Origin of the sequence: Bradyrhizobium sp. CB3481 (genome assembly GCF_029714305.1) — a bacterium.
In the GTDB taxonomy this organism is placed as follows: domain Bacteria; phylum Pseudomonadota; class Alphaproteobacteria; order Rhizobiales; family Xanthobacteraceae; genus Bradyrhizobium.
In genome coordinates this window covers 1,585,812-1,599,278 of record NZ_CP121647.1, presented here as the reverse complement: position 1 = coordinate 1,599,278, position 13,467 = coordinate 1,585,812, and the positions used below count along the sequence as shown (strand labels likewise).

Genomic DNA, 13,467 nt, shown 5'->3' with positions numbered 1-13,467 from the left:
CCGAAGTTAACGATTCTCAAATCGGACGTTGGGACATGGATATTTCAGGCGTATGACGTCATCGTTCTGTAAGGTTGTTTTTTAAACCCATCTCCATGCTTTTCGTGTAACGTGACAGTAAGATGTCAAACCTGAACGACAATTCCGCGCGAACCCGCCGGCGGCGAAAGCAGAAGAGCTACGCGCTGCTGATCCTCGCAGCCGGTATGCTCGCGTTCGGCATCGCGGCCGGCACGCTGTACTACGTTCTGCGGCCGACCACGCTGCGGATTGCGGTGGGGCCGGCCGGCAGCGAGGACCAGAAACTGGTTCAGCTCATGGCGCAGACCTTTGCGCGCGAAGGCAGCGCGGTGCGGCTGTCGCTGGTCACAACTGAAGGAACTTCGGAGAGCATTGCCGCGTTCACCGCCGGCAAGGCCGACCTTGCGGTCGCGCGCGGCGACCTGAACCTGCCGACCAATGCCGAGTCGGTCGCGATCCTGCGCAAGAACGTCGTCGTACTGTGGGCGCCCTCCGGACGTCCCGCCAAGGGCTCGAAGAAGCAGCCGACGGCGAAGATCAAGAGCCTCGACGAACTCGCCGGCCACCGCGTCGGCGTGATCGGACGGACGCAGGCCAATGCCACGCTGCTCCGCGCGATCCTGAAAGAATCCGGCGTCAATCCCGACAAGGTCACGATCAGCCAGTTCGCGACCAACCAGATCGGCGACATGGCGAAGGACCAGTCGGTCGACGCCTTCATGGCGGTCGGTCCGCTCAAGAGCAAGATCACGGTGGATGCGATCGCCGCGACGGCGACCGCACGCGGCGAGCCGAAGTTCCTCCCGGTCGAAGTTGCCGACGCGATCGCGAAGAAGAACCCGATCTATGAATCCGAGGAAATTCCCGCCAGCATCTTCGGCTCCTCGCCGCAGCGGCCGGAAGACAAGGTCGACACGGTGGCCGTGAACCATCTGATCATCGCGCAGAAATCCCTGTCGGATACGGTGGTCGCGGCCTTCGCCCGCCAGCTCTTCACCAACCGCCAGCAGCTGGCGCGGGAAATGCCGACGGCATCGCAGATCGAAAAGCCCGACACCGACAAGGACGCGGCGCTGCCGGCGCATGCGGGCGCCGCCGCCTATATCGACGGCAACGAGCGCACGTTCCTCGAAAAATACACCGACTACCTCTGGTTCGCGGTGCTGATCGTTTCGGGCCTTGGATCGGCCGGCGCCTGGTTCAGACATTACTGGAACAGGGACGAGCGCGAGCAATACGTCGCCCACCGCGACAATCTGCTGGAGTTGATTTCCAGGGCAAGGACGGCCGCAACGCCGGACGAACTCACACAAATGCAGGGCGCAGCCGATGACATGCTGCGCGAAGCGTTCGAAGGCTATGACGACGGCACCGTCGAGGAAAGCGACCTCTCGGTGATCGCCCTCGCGCTCGAGCAATTTCATCACGCCGTTGCCGACCGCCGCACAGTGCTGGCCAGTGCTGGTGCGGCCGAGACGCCGCGAGTGCGCGTCGGTTAGCTAACCGTATTCGAGATCGATGTGGTTCTCGTCCTCACGGCAGCAAGATCATTCACCCTTAGAGCTTCGGTCCAAACCTAACAATTGTTAATCAGGCAGAGGATCACTTTCACCTCTGGACCGAGCTGCGCCTGAGTTTCGTGCCTGGCTTAACGGCCCGCCACGTTTCGGACATTCTGGTTTCATTTGGCCGGGCCGACTCAGTGAGCGTATCGGTTGGCTCGGCACGGCGCCCGCCTCACCACGCCCCCAAGCCCCGGGCGGGGCCGTGCTCAGTACTCCGCTTGCGGCATTTCAATGAAAGCGAAAGGTTAACAAGAGGCATTCCATCCTCGGCCTAACATTTGTTAGTCCGCTGGTCTGGTGCGCCGTGGCACGTTCTTGTTGGACAACGAAGCGCACACCAATGAAAGATCATCAAAACATATCGAGAAGCTGCGGAAGGACGCAGCCGAATGTGCGCTTGGTCCGGGACCTAGCTACCGACAAGACCAAGCGTGAAATGTTCGGCCGCCTGGCGCAGCATCTCGACCAACTACCTGATGAGGTGAGCGGGCCACGAGGGGCCGAGAGGCAAGCTAGGCATCGCGAGGACCTGCATCTGCTTTTGCGACTAGAGGCATCTGAGCCGCTCACTCTAGGACGCCAGCGCCGCTCTCAGCCCGCAAATTATCCAGCCGGCGACGCAGAACGACAACGCAGCCAAGATAAGGTCGGGCCGCGAGCTGTGCGTTACGATCGCATGCAACAATTGCCAGGAGAGTCGCCGGACGCTCACCAGCGCTCCGGCAGAATGTCAAGCCGCGACAGAAACGACAATCCGGCGCACGTCAGTTCATCGAGGTCGGCTTCGCCGGCCTGCCAACGCCCACGTATAAAGCGCTCCAACGTGCAGCCGCGCTCATCCGCCGGAGCTACCGCACTATTTCGAGCCAGGTAGATGGCCCACGCTTGGTCTGTCGCGAGGGAGTAAAGAGAGCGATCCATGCAGCAAACTCCCTTGCGCAAGTCCCCGATGCTATCCTCAACAGTCTGCGCCTACTTTTGTTGCCGAATTTTCCCGGCATACTTTAGTTGAACACTGCGACTCTGATGAACGAACCTTGTTGTTTTCGGGTGGACATCATGCTGCTTATTGTCGTGCACTCGCCGATGAAACGAACCACGAGCGCGCTGCCAGCAGACTTAGAGAGTTAGCTGACGAGTACGAATGCCGTGCTCGGACTTTGCTCAATGGCCGCCATCTGAGTAAGTAGTCTAGTTGACTAACTTGCAGTCCATACCGCTGAATGGGTGAACGTCGAATTCCTTCCGGCTCGTAGCAGGAGCCCGATTGTTGCGGCACGGGGGAGCTCGATCAAATCACGCCATAGTCGTGCAAATTCGCAGGCGGAGGCCATCTTTCAACTAAGCAGCCACCCGACAGCTCTGAGCACCGCCAGGGCAAGAAAATAGACCCATGCTGCCATTCCCGCACATGCGACAAGCCCATAGGCAAGCACGACCATGTACCGCTTCATCGGGTGTCGAAGCTTGGTGCGAGCCGGACCTGCCGGTGAGGCAACGACAACGCCTGTTCGACCGTTTACCAGCGCCGCGAAATCGATGTCGGCTGTCTTGCACAAGTTGGATGGATCGTCTGTTTTCGTGCCTGCAACCCGCCACCGAAGATAGGCTGGAGCAGCTAGTCCGAACAGCGCCCTCATCGAAGAGTATCCACGGCCGTCGAACGGCTGCGCGCCGGCTCCTTGCGCCCGCGGTTTGGATTATGTCGGCCGTTCTTCTCGGCTTTGGCCCTCGCCTCGATTGCTCTCGCCTTGTCGCGTAGAGCAAAGACCTCGTTCATCAGCAGATAAAGGTCTACTCGCGAACCTGCCTTGTTGGCCGGGGTTGATTGTTTTTTCATTTGATCCCCCTCTGACGCGCGCTGGACGCCGCGGACAAACAATCGAGGGCTGAGGCAGTTCCTATTTATTGCCGCTTTTTCCCGTTCATAACGACGAGCATCGAGACCCTTAACCGCAAAAAAGTTCAGCAATAGCGCGGACGGTTTGATCGAATGCCCTCGGCTCGCGCACCGCCCCGAGCGGCAGCGCAAGCGGCCAGGGAACCAGCCAACAAGATACGGAGTTTGGTCTTCAGGTCGCAATCAAAGCGATGCAACTGTGATGCGCTTCTGGGATGCAGCTAAGGCCCGCCATGCTCGCAGGCGACATGCTTGGGTAGCGATCGTCTGCCTTGCGGGCGGAGTTCTATTTGTGATCCTGCACCTGGCCGACAGAACCTGGAAGTCGACGCCCCAGAGTCCGGGCGCGCCGGCGCTAGCGGGCGTGTCTCCACAAGGCGAACAGCCACGCTGGAGCGAGTAGCCTTCCAACGACCTTGGCCACAACGCCGGCTCGCAGTGAACCAAAATGCAAGCCTAAACAGACAAGCGATCGACTTGTCGAAGGAGCACCATTAAAAGCAGCCGCCCACCTCTTTGTAGGCTGGCGCGCGGCCAGCGGCGGTACCGCCGCAAGTCAGCCATGTCGGATAGGCCGGACCAATCGAGACAGTCCTGCGGAGTCCTCGGCGCAGTTGGCGTCAGCGCCAATGGCGGCGGTGGTAACGATGACTCCAATGGTGACGATCGCCTGCATAGCCATATGCGCGGTATCCCCGCCGCCAACCATAGCTCGTATAGGGATTTCCGGGCCCGTAGTTTTGGCAATTCGCATTCGGATAGAACTGGGCGCACCAGCCCGGATTGGTAATGACGTGCTGCGCCGCTGCCGGACCGGCGGGCACCATTAGGAATATCAAGGCAGAAGTGCCAAGAACGGCACTAAGTAAGATAGCTGGTCTCGTCATGGCAGCCTCGCTCATCGCTGGATTATCAGTCCAACGCCGATTGATTGTGACCGTTCCTACAAACCCATGAAGCCCCTGAGGTCGCAAGCAAATTGCCGCCGCACGCCCCCACCGAGTGGCGGGCCGGCCGTACGCCTTTTGCGAGGAGGCGCCAGTCACACCCGCCCGATCAACGAAACCTTAACGAAACAATCCCCTAACGCGACGAAACCATTTTGGCGATTTCGTGCAAATGTCCTGAAACGGTTCACCTGTAGAGCTTTGCCCAACGATGCGCCGAATAACGGCGCGACTGGGCGTAGAACAGGGGACGACCGATGTTTAATTCATTTCGACAGAAGATCCGCTTTGCCGTCGCCGCCGTCGGGGCTTTCGCGATGGGCGCTGCCGCCTATTCCGCACCCGCGACGGCGGCCCCGCTGCCGCTGTTTCCGTTCTTCCTGCCTCAGCCGCAACTTGAAGCCGCCCCGCCGCCGGCCGCAGTCGCGCCCCGGGAGGAGGAAGAGCATTTTGAATTGCCGGCCCGCTTGCGCCGCCAGGTCGTGAACTACTATGGCCGCGAGGCGCCCGGCACGATCATCATCGATACGCCGAACACCTACCTCTATCTCGTGCTCGGCAATGGCCAGGCGATGCGCTACGGCATCGGCATCGGCCGCGACGGCTTCACCTGGTCGGGCACCCAGACGATCACCCGCAAGGCGGAATGGCCGGACTGGACGCCGCCCCCGGAAATGATCGCGCGCCAGCCCTACCTGCCGCGCCACATGACCGGCGGCCCCGGCAACCCGCTCGGCGCCCGCGCCATGTATCTCGGCGGCACCATCTACCGCATCCACGGCACCAACGCGCCGGAGACCATCGGCACCCGCGTTTCCTCCGGCTGCCTGCGCCTCACCAATGAAGACGTCATCGACCTCTATTCGCGGGTCAGCGTCGGCACCAAGGTGATCGTGCTGCCGATGACCGATCGCCGCGCCGACCTCGGCCGCACCATCCGCTAAGCGCGAGCCGGTTTACACATTGCAAGCGGCTTCGGCACGGCCGAGGCCGCTTTTGCAGGTGTGGCATTGTGAACCGGCCGTGTGATGTCAGGCGATGCGGTCGCTTGCATCAGGCGGACCTTACTTCGTAGATGCGAATGCTCGAGATGAAGGGATTGCCTTGCGCCATCTTCTCCGCGTCGTCGAAACTTGCAGCGTTGACGGTCATGAAACCGGTAATGGAGTCCGGGCCGAGCGGAAGCTCCCTGGTGCCTTGCTTCGAGATTTCTCGACCGTGGCCGAAGCCGCCCATGTCCACGATGTTCGGCTTGTTTGACTCAAACCATTTGCCCCAAGCGGTCATGATTTCCGGGGTGGGCTTTTCAAATCCATAGTGCAGCAGGACAAACTTCTTCATGCGCGGCTCCTTTCGCGATAGGCACTCATCGAACTTCGGCTGCGGTGATTTCGTCCGAGCCCCGGTCACCCCTCTCGGTTTGCCGCGGGCGCTGCGCGGCGACGTTCGGCAAGGTCGAACAGAAGCGGAAGCTTGCGAACCGCCGCGACGGAGCCGCTGACCCTGGCGCGCTTCGCCTCGATCGCATCTTGAACGGATACGCTCGTCGCAACGATCTGCAGCACCGCGTCGAACGGGGCTTCCAATGTCCCCCTGCAATCTGTGATGCCTCGCCTTATCGACGTGCCCGAGCCGCCTCCCGCGACGGTGAAGCCTGCCGATTTCTTGCCATGGGTAACCACGACGCCGACGTTGATTTCCGGCACCGGCGAACGCTTCGCGATGGCATCAAGGCCAAGCATCACCCAATCTGATTCGAACGTGTCGCCCGGCACCGGCGGGAACAGGAAGCGCCCGCCCCAGCGGATCAATTCCCGGATCGCGGGCTGCACTTCCCGACCGATCTCCGTCAGTTCGTACACTTGCGCGTTGGCCGGCGGCGGCAAGGCGGTTCGACGCACCACGTTGCAGTCGATCAGCGTGGCAAGGCGCACCGTCAACAAGGTGGGACTCATGCCATCGAGATGATCAAGCAGATCGCCAAATCGCTTCGGCCCGAGAAGCAGCTCCCGGATAATCAGAAGAGTCCAACGCTCGCCGACGATCTCCGCCGCGCGGGCAAGCGCACAGAATTGCGGATAGTGAAGGTTAGTCATGCCTCTGGGATTGGCTCCTCCGCATCATCTTCGGTAGGCGAGTGCGATTAACGGACCGACGACAGCGAACTGCAGGATCGTGAACGCGGTTTCCAGCAGCACGTAGTCCGGAACGGAAACCATCACATTCTTGGCTGCGACGGCGAGCGTCGTGAACGACCATGACAACAGGCCCGCGCCGAGACCATACACGAGGCCGTCCTTCAGGATCGATCCGCTGCCCCGCATGACGCGCGGGAACAACCACGAGAAGATCGCCCCCTGTATGATCATTGAACCTAGCCCGAAAACGATTACCGGCTCGTCGCGATAGATCTGAAGCGCATGATATTTCTGCTCGAACAGGACGAGATGCCAGACGAAGGCGATTGGAAACGATGGAAGAAGATAGGCGGCAAAGCCGAGCCAAAACCGGCGGGCGTCGGCCGGACGAGCAGCATACGGGACTGCTGACATCGAAAACTCCCTCTTACTACATTTTTTATAGTAGTCAGTACAGATTATGGAGTCAATCGCGGGCGAGGCTTTCGGCCTGCTACCGCAATGAAGCCGCGAAGCCGACCGCGCCATTCGTTGCGTGCCTCTCTTCGGACGGCCTTCGGCAGCGAGCGGTCCATCCAGGACTTGGCTCCAGGCCGGCGCAGAGACAGCGTGCGGCACCGCCGGTCCGACGGGGGTCGCGGTTGCGATCCCGGCACGCCGGTCGGAACCTGCGGCACTGGCGCGACTCTCGCCTTCCCTGTAAAATGCGACGGGGCGTTACAGTGGGGTCCGGGAGACGATGCGTCGGCGGGTGCATCTCAAAACGGTGGCGATCGCGCTTGCGGTCCTTGTCGTCTCGTTTGCCGTCAGTCTGAAGGTGATGGACGTCGTGGCGCCGCGCGCTACGAACCGGCCGCCGCCGCTCGCTGAACTGCCGCCGCTGCCGCCGGCGGCGCGTGCCTCCACGGTGATGGCGCCGATCGCGGTCGCGCTGTCGGCGATCCGCGATGCCGCCGATCGCGGCGCGCCGCGCAACTTCGCCGGCAAGGCCGACAATCCGATCTCGCAGATCCTGCAGAACGCCGACATCGGCTGGACCGCCGCGCGCGGGCCGATCAGCGCGACCGGTGCGCAGGATGCGCTGTCGCTCGCGACGCCGCTGACCGGCACGCTGAACGTCACGGGCTCGCTGTCGGCCAAGGCGACCGGCGCGGTCGGTGATGCGATCGGCGGCCTGCTCGGCGGCAATGTCGCCAAGCAGATCGGCAGCGTGAACATCAAGAACCTGAACGCCAGCGCCGAGATCAAGGGCAATGTCGTCATCACCTCAAAGCCGCGGATCGCCACGAACTGGCGCATCGAGCCGAACCTCGCCGGCCAGGTCAATCTCGGCGACACCAGCCTCACGATGGCGGGCGCGCGCGTCAACGTGCCGGCGCAGGTCAAGCCGCTGATCGATCAGAACGTCGCCGAGCAGATCGCGCTGGTGCAGGCGCGCATGAAGAACGATCCGACCTTCGAGCGCAACGCGCGGACGCAATGGGCAAAAGCCTGCCGCTCGATCCCGCTGCAGGGCACGACATCAGGCTCGACGATGCCGACGCTGTGGCTGGAACTGCGCCCGACGCGGGCGATCGCCGCCCAGCCGCGCGTCGATGCCGCGAACCTGATACTGACGCTCGGCATCGAGGCGGAAACCCGGATCACGCCTGCCGAGACAAAACCGTCCTGCCCGTTTCCCGCCACCATCGCCATCGTGCCGCCGATGCCAGGACGGGTCGCGATCGGCGTGCCCATCGACATGCCCTTTACCGAGATCACCAGGATCGTGGAGGCCCAGTTCGCCGGAAAGACCTTTCCTGAAGACGGCTCGGGCGCGGTCGACGTCACGGTCAAGCGCGCCAGCGTCGCCGCATCCGGCAACCGCCTGCTGATCTCGCTGCTAGTTAGCGCCAAGGAGAAGACGAGTTTCTTCGGCCTCGGCGGCGAGGCCAATGTGCACATCTGGGGCAAGCCGGTGCTCGATCAGGCCGAGCAGACGCTGCGGCTCGGCGACATCGAGCTCGCGGTCGAGTCCGAAGCCGCTTTCGGGCTGCTCGGGGCCGCCGCGCGCGCGGCAATCCCGCATCTGCAGAAGACGCTAGCGGAAAAGGCCACGATCGACCTCAAGCCATTCGCCGGCAATGCGCAAAAGAAGATCGCCGCAGTGATCGCCGACTTCCAGAAGAACGAGGACGGCCTGCGTGTCTCGGCCGAGATCACGAAATTGCAGCTCGCCGGCATCGCTTTCGATTCAAAGACGCTGCGCGTGATCGCCGAAGCCGAAGGCGCGATCAATGTCACCGTGACTGCGCTGCCGGCGCTTTAAGGGAGCGCTGGTACGCTCTTTCCCCGTCATTGCGAGCGAAGCGAAGCAATCCATCTATCCCAGTGGGGAAAGAGTGGATTGCTTCGTCGCTTCGCTCCTCGCAATGACGGCCCGGGATGCCGCGCTGCCGCCGCTATGACCCTTCGAACTTGAACGACAGGCTCAGCTTGGCGCGGTAGGCTTCGACCTTGCCGCTCCCGTCCAGTTGCAGATCGAGCTTGACGACTTCAGCGACGCGCAAATCGCGCAAGGACTCGCCCGCGCGGCTGACCGCACCGGCCGCGGCCTTCTCCCAGGATTCCGAGCTGGTGCCGATCACCTCGATGACCTTGTAGACGCTGTCAGCCATGTCGTCCTCCCGTTGATACAGGGGTTGCTTGCTGAGGGTTCAAGGCAGGAGGCAGGTGCTCCTGCCGCCTGCAACCTAACATCGCGATGGGCGCACCGATAGGGAGCGCTGCATCATTGCGAGGATCGGCCTCCGCCAAAGAAAATGGCCGGACGGCGTGATGCCGTCCGGCCATTCTTGGATACGCATGACCTGAAGGCGGTCAGCCTCACTCGGTCGAATACTTGAACTCCGGCATCGCCTTCAGCTGATCTTTGGTCGCGCTGAACACGGCGTGATCAGGATACCAGGGGTTCTTCTTGGCAGGCGCCGCCGGCGCGGTTGCAGCACCCGTCGTGGTCGTGCTCGTGCCCGTCGCAGGCCGTGCGCCGCCGGTCGCGGGCTGGCTCGAGGCGCTGGTATAGGCCACCGGCTCATCGATGAATTTCACCTTATCCATCGGCACGGCAACCAGATGCTCGCCGACGCCGAGGAAGCCGCCGACGCCGATCACCACGGCTTTGATGTTGCCGCTCTTGTCGGTCAACAGGTCGTTGATCGATCCAAGGCTTTCATTGCTGTCGTTGTACACGTTGAGGCCGACCAGCTTCGAGGTCCGCCAGTTACCCTTGAACGATGATGTATCGGACGCCGCTGCAGGCGCGGCGGTGGTGGCGCGGTCGGTCGTTGCCGAAGGACTTTGCGCGAACGCGACACTCACCAGCATCGCGGAAGCCGCGAGGCCGGCCACGGCATATTTGGTCAACATATCGGTTCTCCTCAGTTCAGAAACGCCATGAGGGAAACCCGGCACTTCAACAAGTGTTCCCTGCGTTCCGTACGGAACACCCGCCCCGGCTGCGGTCAAAAGCCGCCCCAATAGGGCGGCATGCCGTAATAGCGATGCAGTTCGGCTTCCTTCGCGCGATCGCCCCAATCGAAATCCTTGTCGGCGCGGAATGACGGCGCGCGCTTCAGCTCTTCATCGCCGATATCGAGCTCATAGGCCTCGAACTTCGTGCTGTAGCGCAGACGTCCCCACGGCAACGGAATCAGATTGGCGCCGATGCCGAGAAAGCCGCCAAAACTCAGGATTGCATAGGAAACTTTGCCGGTGACCTTGTCGATCATCAGCCGTTCGATGTGGCCAATCATGTCCCCGTTCGGCCGGCGCACCGCGGTCCCTTCGACACGGTCGCTCGCGATCAGCGGATGGGGCTTGGCCATGACCTCTGCTGCCATCGGTCCCTCCCACACGTGAATGGGAACCAACGCTGCACTGCGTCACCTGTTCCGCCGGAAATAAGACAGCTACCCTTCCCTTTCAGGGAGGACTGCAGCCGGAGCTCCGCAAAGCGGTCAGGCGAAGACATCTATTCCGATATCGATCACAGCGCCGAGTGCTGCTGCTTGAGGTCGCGCAACGGCCACGCCATTTGCAAGGCGGTCCTGAAGAAGGCAGTCCTGAAGATGGCGTTCTTGAAGATGCCGTGCAGGTCGCGCTGATCGCTCGCGTAGCCTAGATCATCGCGTCAGGCGGCGAGCGCGTCGGGATCGGCTTCCTCGTAGATCGCGATCGCTTCGAAGCGGTAGTCGCAGGCGCGGCAGAACCAGAGGAAGGATGTCCGGCCCTGGCTGCTCTCGACCCAATCAGGCCTTGGGATCGGCTTGCCGCACTGTGCACAGGGATTGCCGCGAGGCAGATAGCTGGAATCGAGTCGAGCCATTACGCATCTCCCTAGACTTCGGACGTCGTAAATGACGTCTCGCTTTTTTAAAATTTCGTTGAATGAGACAGATTGGCTGTCGAAAAGAACTGGAATTTGTCGCGCCGTCTTCTTTACACCTTGACTGCGACTTTTGCACGACATTCTTGCGCGTCCGCGTGACGCAGATTCTTCCGCGTGACGCAGATTCTCGTCCGCAGACGCGATGCATCGCACACACAATCTCAGCGGCGCCGTCCATTGCATTCGTTAACGCGCTCGCGCAGGGCAGGCCTTCGCCGCGATGTCGTCCGTTTTTTGCCACATCTTGGCCCGCTGGTGGAACTAACCGCAGGAACCAACCGTTCCCACGCGTCCATCCGCCGAGATCGTTTTTATGAAAAGTTTTGCAAAGTTCGTCTGGCTCGCCGCTGGCGGCGCGCTGTTCGTCGCATCTGACGCCAGCGCGCAGAGCCGCGCGCAATATGAAAGCATGGTCGCAACCCATGCGCAGGCCAACAACGTGCCGGAAGCCCTGGTGCACCGTGTGATCGTGCGCGAGAGCAAGTATCACGCTGGCCTCGTCGGCCGTGGCGGCACCATCGGCTTGATGCAGATCAAACTGCCGACCGCGCGCGGCCTCGGCTACACCGGCGACGCCGCCGGCCTGCGTGATCCCAACACCAATCTCGCCTGGGGCATCAAATATCTCGCCGGCGCCTATCGTGCCGCCAATGGCGACCACGGCCGCGCCATGCGTTATTATGCGAGCGGGTATTATTACGCCGCAAAGCGCCAGCGGCAGGACAAGCTGCAGGACCGGCCGCTGCAGATCGCACCGGTGCTGGCGAGCGGTGCGTCGCCGAAAATTGTCGCCGCGCCGGCTCGAACGCCCGTCGATGCGAACGCGCTACAGACAGCGAAATAGCTAATCTCGTGTCCCGGACGCGGTGCTGCGCGCCTTCGCGCTGCTCCGCAGGACCGGGACCCATTTGCCGGTTGCCGGCCGGTCTGGACGCCCGGCTCTGCAGCGTATCGCTGCGCGCCGCGCGCTGAGTCCGGGGCACGAATGCAGTGCAGTTCCCCGCCGACCCGCGTTGACACGCCGGCCTATCTGCCTACATTAGCCCTGTTCCGAGGGGTGCTCCGATGAGGAGCTGAGATACCGCACGCTTGGGCAATCGCCTCAACAGGGTGAAAGCCGGGACCGCGGTGACCCTTTGAACCTGATCCGGGTCATGCCGGCGAAGGGACAGGGATGTACCAGAAGTCAGATCTACGCGGGGATTCCCCCGTTTCCATCATCGGCGCGGGCATTGCCGGCGCTTGGCAGGCGCTGTTGTTCGCCGAGGCCGGCCACGCCGTCACCCTGTACGAGCGCAGTGACGCCGATATGACGCTCTCCACCAGCCATTGGGCCGGCGGCATGCTGGCGCCCTATTGCGAGGCCGAGACCTCCGAGCCTGTGATCGGCCGGCTTGGCCTGCACTCGCTCGATCTCTGGCGCAAGCTTTTTCCCGACACCCCGTTCAACGGCTCGCTGGTGGTGGCCCACGCCCGCGACCGCGCTGATTTCGAGCGCTTTGCCAAGCTGACCACCGGCCACAGCAGGCTCGACGCGCGCGGCTTGAGCGATCTCGAACCCTCGCTGGAAGGCCGTTTCCGTGACGCGCTGTTCTATGCCGAGGAGGCCCATGTCGAGCCGCGCAAGGTGCTGCCCGAGCTGCACGCGCGCATCAAGGCCGCCGGCGGCACCATCAAGTTCGACTGCGATACGAATGCCGAAGACCTCGACGGCATCGTGATCGACTGCCGCGGGCTTTCCGCACGCGACGAGCAACCGGAGCTGCGCGGCGTCAAGGGCGAGATGATCATCATCGAGACATCCGAGGTCGAGCTGGCGCGTCCGGTGCGGCTGATCCATCCGCGCTGGCCGCTCTATGTGATCCCGCGCGGCGACGGCAGGTTCATGCTGGGTGCGACCTCGATCGAGGCCGAGGATACCGGCGTCAGCGTCCGCTCCGCGCTGGAGCTATTGGGCGCCGCCTATGCCGTGCACCCGGCGTTCGCCGAGGCGCGCATCGTCGAGTTCGGCTCAGGCCTTCGTCCTGCGTTCCCTGACAATTTGCCGCGGATCACGATTGGGAAAAACAAGATCACCGTCAACGGGCTCTACCGCCACGGCTTCCTGCTGGCGCCGGCGCTCGCGGAGTTGACGCTCGCCTACGTGCAGCGCGGCGCGATCGACAATGAGGTGATGCGATGCGTGTGACCGTCAACGGCGAAGCACGGGATATCACCGCCGAGCGCGTCGATGCGCTGCTCACCGAGCTCGACTACGAGGGCACGCATTTCGCGATCGCGCTGAATTACGACGTGGTGCCGAAAAGCCGCTGGGCCGAGACGCCGCTAAAGGCCGGCGACGAAATCGAGATCATCACGCCGCGGCAGGGAGGGTGATTGTGCCAGTGCACATGCTACATACTCCGCCGTCATCGCCCGGCTTGACCGGGCGACCCAGTACGCCGCGGCTTCTCGGCTTGAACTCTGGCTT

15 protein-coding genes and 1 riboswitch are annotated in these 13,467 nt (G+C 62.4%); of the genes, 6 read left to right on the top strand and 9 right to left on the bottom strand.

Going from position 1 to position 13,467, the window contains the following annotated elements:
- Positions 1-122 precede the first annotated feature (122 nt).
- Positions 123-1,520, top strand: coding sequence for a TAXI family TRAP transporter solute-binding subunit (locus QA643_RS07740; protein WP_283032598.1), 1,398 nt, complete (start codon positions 123-125; stop codon positions 1,518-1,520).
- A gap of 774 nt (positions 1,521-2,294) precedes the next feature.
- Here the strand turns inward: QA643_RS07740 and QA643_RS07735 are convergent.
- Positions 2,295-2,507: a hypothetical protein gene (locus tag QA643_RS07735; RefSeq protein ID WP_283032597.1), complete on the bottom strand. Its 213-nt coding sequence runs from the start codon at positions 2,505-2,507 to the stop codon at positions 2,295-2,297.
- Between the two features lie 715 nt (positions 2,508-3,222).
- Positions 3,223-3,426 carry a hypothetical protein gene (locus tag QA643_RS07730; RefSeq protein ID WP_283032596.1) on the bottom strand — a complete coding sequence of 68 codons (204 nt, stop codon included), beginning with the start codon at positions 3,424-3,426 and terminating at the stop codon, positions 3,223-3,225.
- Positions 3,427-4,690: 1,264 nt separating this feature from the next.
- On the opposite strand from QA643_RS07730, the gene QA643_RS07725 reads away from it, so the two are divergent.
- Positions 4,691-5,377, top strand: a complete 687-nt coding sequence (locus QA643_RS07725; RefSeq protein WP_283032595.1) for a L,D-transpeptidase — start codon at positions 4,691-4,693, stop codon at positions 5,375-5,377.
- A 109-nt stretch (positions 5,378-5,486) separates the two neighbouring features.
- On the opposite strand, the gene QA643_RS07720 is transcribed toward QA643_RS07725, so the two are convergent.
- The 3 genes from QA643_RS07720 to QA643_RS07710 all read right to left on the bottom strand — a co-directional run bounded on the left by QA643_RS07720 (position 5,487) and on the right by QA643_RS07710 (position 6,985).
- The gene (locus tag QA643_RS07720; protein WP_283032594.1) at positions 5,487-5,774 is read right to left on the bottom strand and encodes a hypothetical protein; all 288 of its coding nucleotides are present in this window, start codon (positions 5,772-5,774) and stop codon (positions 5,487-5,489) included.
- A gap of 65 nt (positions 5,775-5,839) precedes the next feature.
- A complete protein-coding gene (locus QA643_RS07715) occupies positions 5,840-6,529 on the bottom strand; it encodes a helix-turn-helix domain-containing protein (protein ID WP_283032593.1) in 690 nt (229 codons plus the stop codon).
- 24 nt (positions 6,530-6,553) lie between these two features.
- Positions 6,554-6,985 carry a hypothetical protein gene (locus QA643_RS07710; protein WP_283032592.1) on the bottom strand — a complete coding sequence of 144 codons (432 nt, stop codon included), beginning with the start codon at positions 6,983-6,985 and terminating at the stop codon, positions 6,554-6,556.
- 325 nt (positions 6,986-7,310) lie between these two features.
- Here QA643_RS07710 and QA643_RS07705 point away from each other — a divergent pair, with 325 nt between their 5' ends.
- Positions 7,311-8,879, top strand: coding sequence for a DUF4403 family protein (locus QA643_RS07705; protein ID WP_283032591.1), 1,569 nt, complete (start codon positions 7,311-7,313; stop codon positions 8,877-8,879).
- Positions 8,880-9,012: 133 nt separating this feature from the next.
- Here the strand turns inward: QA643_RS07705 and QA643_RS07700 are convergent, their stop codons facing one another.
- The 4 genes from QA643_RS07700 to QA643_RS07685 form a co-directional block, all read right to left on the bottom strand.
- Positions 9,013-9,228: a dodecin family protein gene (locus QA643_RS07700; RefSeq protein ID WP_283032590.1), complete on the bottom strand. Its 216-nt coding sequence runs from the start codon at positions 9,226-9,228 to the stop codon at positions 9,013-9,015.
- A 208-nt stretch (positions 9,229-9,436) separates the two neighbouring features.
- Complete coding sequence (locus tag QA643_RS07695) at positions 9,437-9,976, bottom strand: PRC-barrel domain-containing protein (RefSeq protein ID WP_283032589.1); 540 nt, start codon at positions 9,974-9,976, stop codon at positions 9,437-9,439.
- A 95-nt stretch (positions 9,977-10,071) separates the two neighbouring features.
- A complete protein-coding gene (locus QA643_RS07690; protein WP_283032588.1) occupies positions 10,072-10,449 on the bottom strand; it encodes a PRC-barrel domain-containing protein in 378 nt (125 codons plus the stop codon).
- A 290-nt stretch (positions 10,450-10,739) separates the two neighbouring features.
- The gene (locus tag QA643_RS07685) at positions 10,740-10,934 is read right to left on the bottom strand and encodes a hypothetical protein (protein WP_065756740.1); all 195 of its coding nucleotides are present in this window, start codon (positions 10,932-10,934) and stop codon (positions 10,740-10,742) included.
- A 376-nt stretch (positions 10,935-11,310) separates the two neighbouring features.
- Here QA643_RS07685 and QA643_RS07680 point away from each other — a divergent pair, with 376 nt between their 5' ends.
- The 3 genes from QA643_RS07680 (at position 11,311) to thiS (ending at position 13,373) form a co-directional block, all read left to right on the top strand.
- A complete protein-coding gene (locus QA643_RS07680) occupies positions 11,311-11,841 on the top strand; it encodes a transglycosylase SLT domain-containing protein (protein ID WP_283032587.1) in 531 nt (176 codons plus the stop codon).
- 199 nt (positions 11,842-12,040) lie between these two features.
- Positions 12,041-12,184, top strand: a riboswitch (TPP riboswitch).
- Complete coding sequence (locus tag QA643_RS07675) at positions 12,172-13,185, top strand: FAD-dependent oxidoreductase (protein WP_283032586.1); 1,014 nt, start codon at positions 12,172-12,174, stop codon at positions 13,183-13,185. (Overlaps the previous riboswitch by 13 nt.)
- Positions 13,176-13,373 (top strand): sulfur carrier protein ThiS, encoded by a 198-nt coding sequence (thiS, locus tag QA643_RS07670; RefSeq protein WP_283032585.1) that lies wholly within the window; start codon positions 13,176-13,178, stop codon positions 13,371-13,373. The genes QA643_RS07675 and thiS overlap by 10 nt, the downstream gene beginning before the upstream one ends.
- Positions 13,374-13,467 lie beyond the last annotated feature (94 nt).

Excerpts from the sequence above, each read along its gene's own strand:
- QA643_RS07740 (WP_283032598.1), top strand. The coding sequence starts at position 123 with ATGTCAAACCTGAACGACAATTCCGCGCGAACCCGCCGGCGGCGAAAG.
- QA643_RS07735 (WP_283032597.1), bottom strand. The coding sequence starts at position 2,507 with ATGGATCGCTCTCTTTACTCCCTCGCGACAGACCAAGCGTGGGCCATC.
- QA643_RS07730 (WP_283032596.1), bottom strand. The coding sequence starts at position 3,426 with ATGAAAAAACAATCAACCCCGGCCAACAAGGCAGGTTCGCGAGTAGAC.
- QA643_RS07725 (WP_283032595.1), top strand. The coding sequence starts at position 4,691 with ATGTTTAATTCATTTCGACAGAAGATCCGCTTTGCCGTCGCCGCCGTC.
- QA643_RS07720 (WP_283032594.1), bottom strand. The coding sequence starts at position 5,774 with ATGAAGAAGTTTGTCCTGCTGCACTATGGATTTGAAAAGCCCACCCCG.
- QA643_RS07715 (WP_283032593.1), bottom strand. The coding sequence starts at position 6,529 with ATGACTAACCTTCACTATCCGCAATTCTGTGCGCTTGCCCGCGCGGCG.
- QA643_RS07710 (WP_283032592.1), bottom strand. The coding sequence starts at position 6,985 with ATGTCAGCAGTCCCGTATGCTGCTCGTCCGGCCGACGCCCGCCGGTTT.
- QA643_RS07705 (WP_283032591.1), top strand. The coding sequence starts at position 7,311 with ATGCGTCGGCGGGTGCATCTCAAAACGGTGGCGATCGCGCTTGCGGTC.
- QA643_RS07700 (WP_283032590.1), bottom strand. The coding sequence starts at position 9,228 with ATGGCTGACAGCGTCTACAAGGTCATCGAGGTGATCGGCACCAGCTCG.
- QA643_RS07695 (WP_283032589.1), bottom strand. The coding sequence starts at position 9,976 with ATGTTGACCAAATATGCCGTGGCCGGCCTCGCGGCTTCCGCGATGCTG.
- QA643_RS07690 (WP_283032588.1), bottom strand. The coding sequence starts at position 10,449 with ATGGCAGCAGAGGTCATGGCCAAGCCCCATCCGCTGATCGCGAGCGAC.
- QA643_RS07685 (WP_065756740.1), bottom strand. The coding sequence starts at position 10,934 with ATGGCTCGACTCGATTCCAGCTATCTGCCTCGCGGCAATCCCTGTGCA.
- QA643_RS07680 (WP_283032587.1), top strand. The coding sequence starts at position 11,311 with ATGAAAAGTTTTGCAAAGTTCGTCTGGCTCGCCGCTGGCGGCGCGCTG.
- QA643_RS07675 (WP_283032586.1), top strand. The coding sequence starts at position 12,172 with ATGTACCAGAAGTCAGATCTACGCGGGGATTCCCCCGTTTCCATCATC.
- thiS (WP_283032585.1), top strand. The coding sequence starts at position 13,176 with ATGCGTGTGACCGTCAACGGCGAAGCACGGGATATCACCGCCGAGCGC.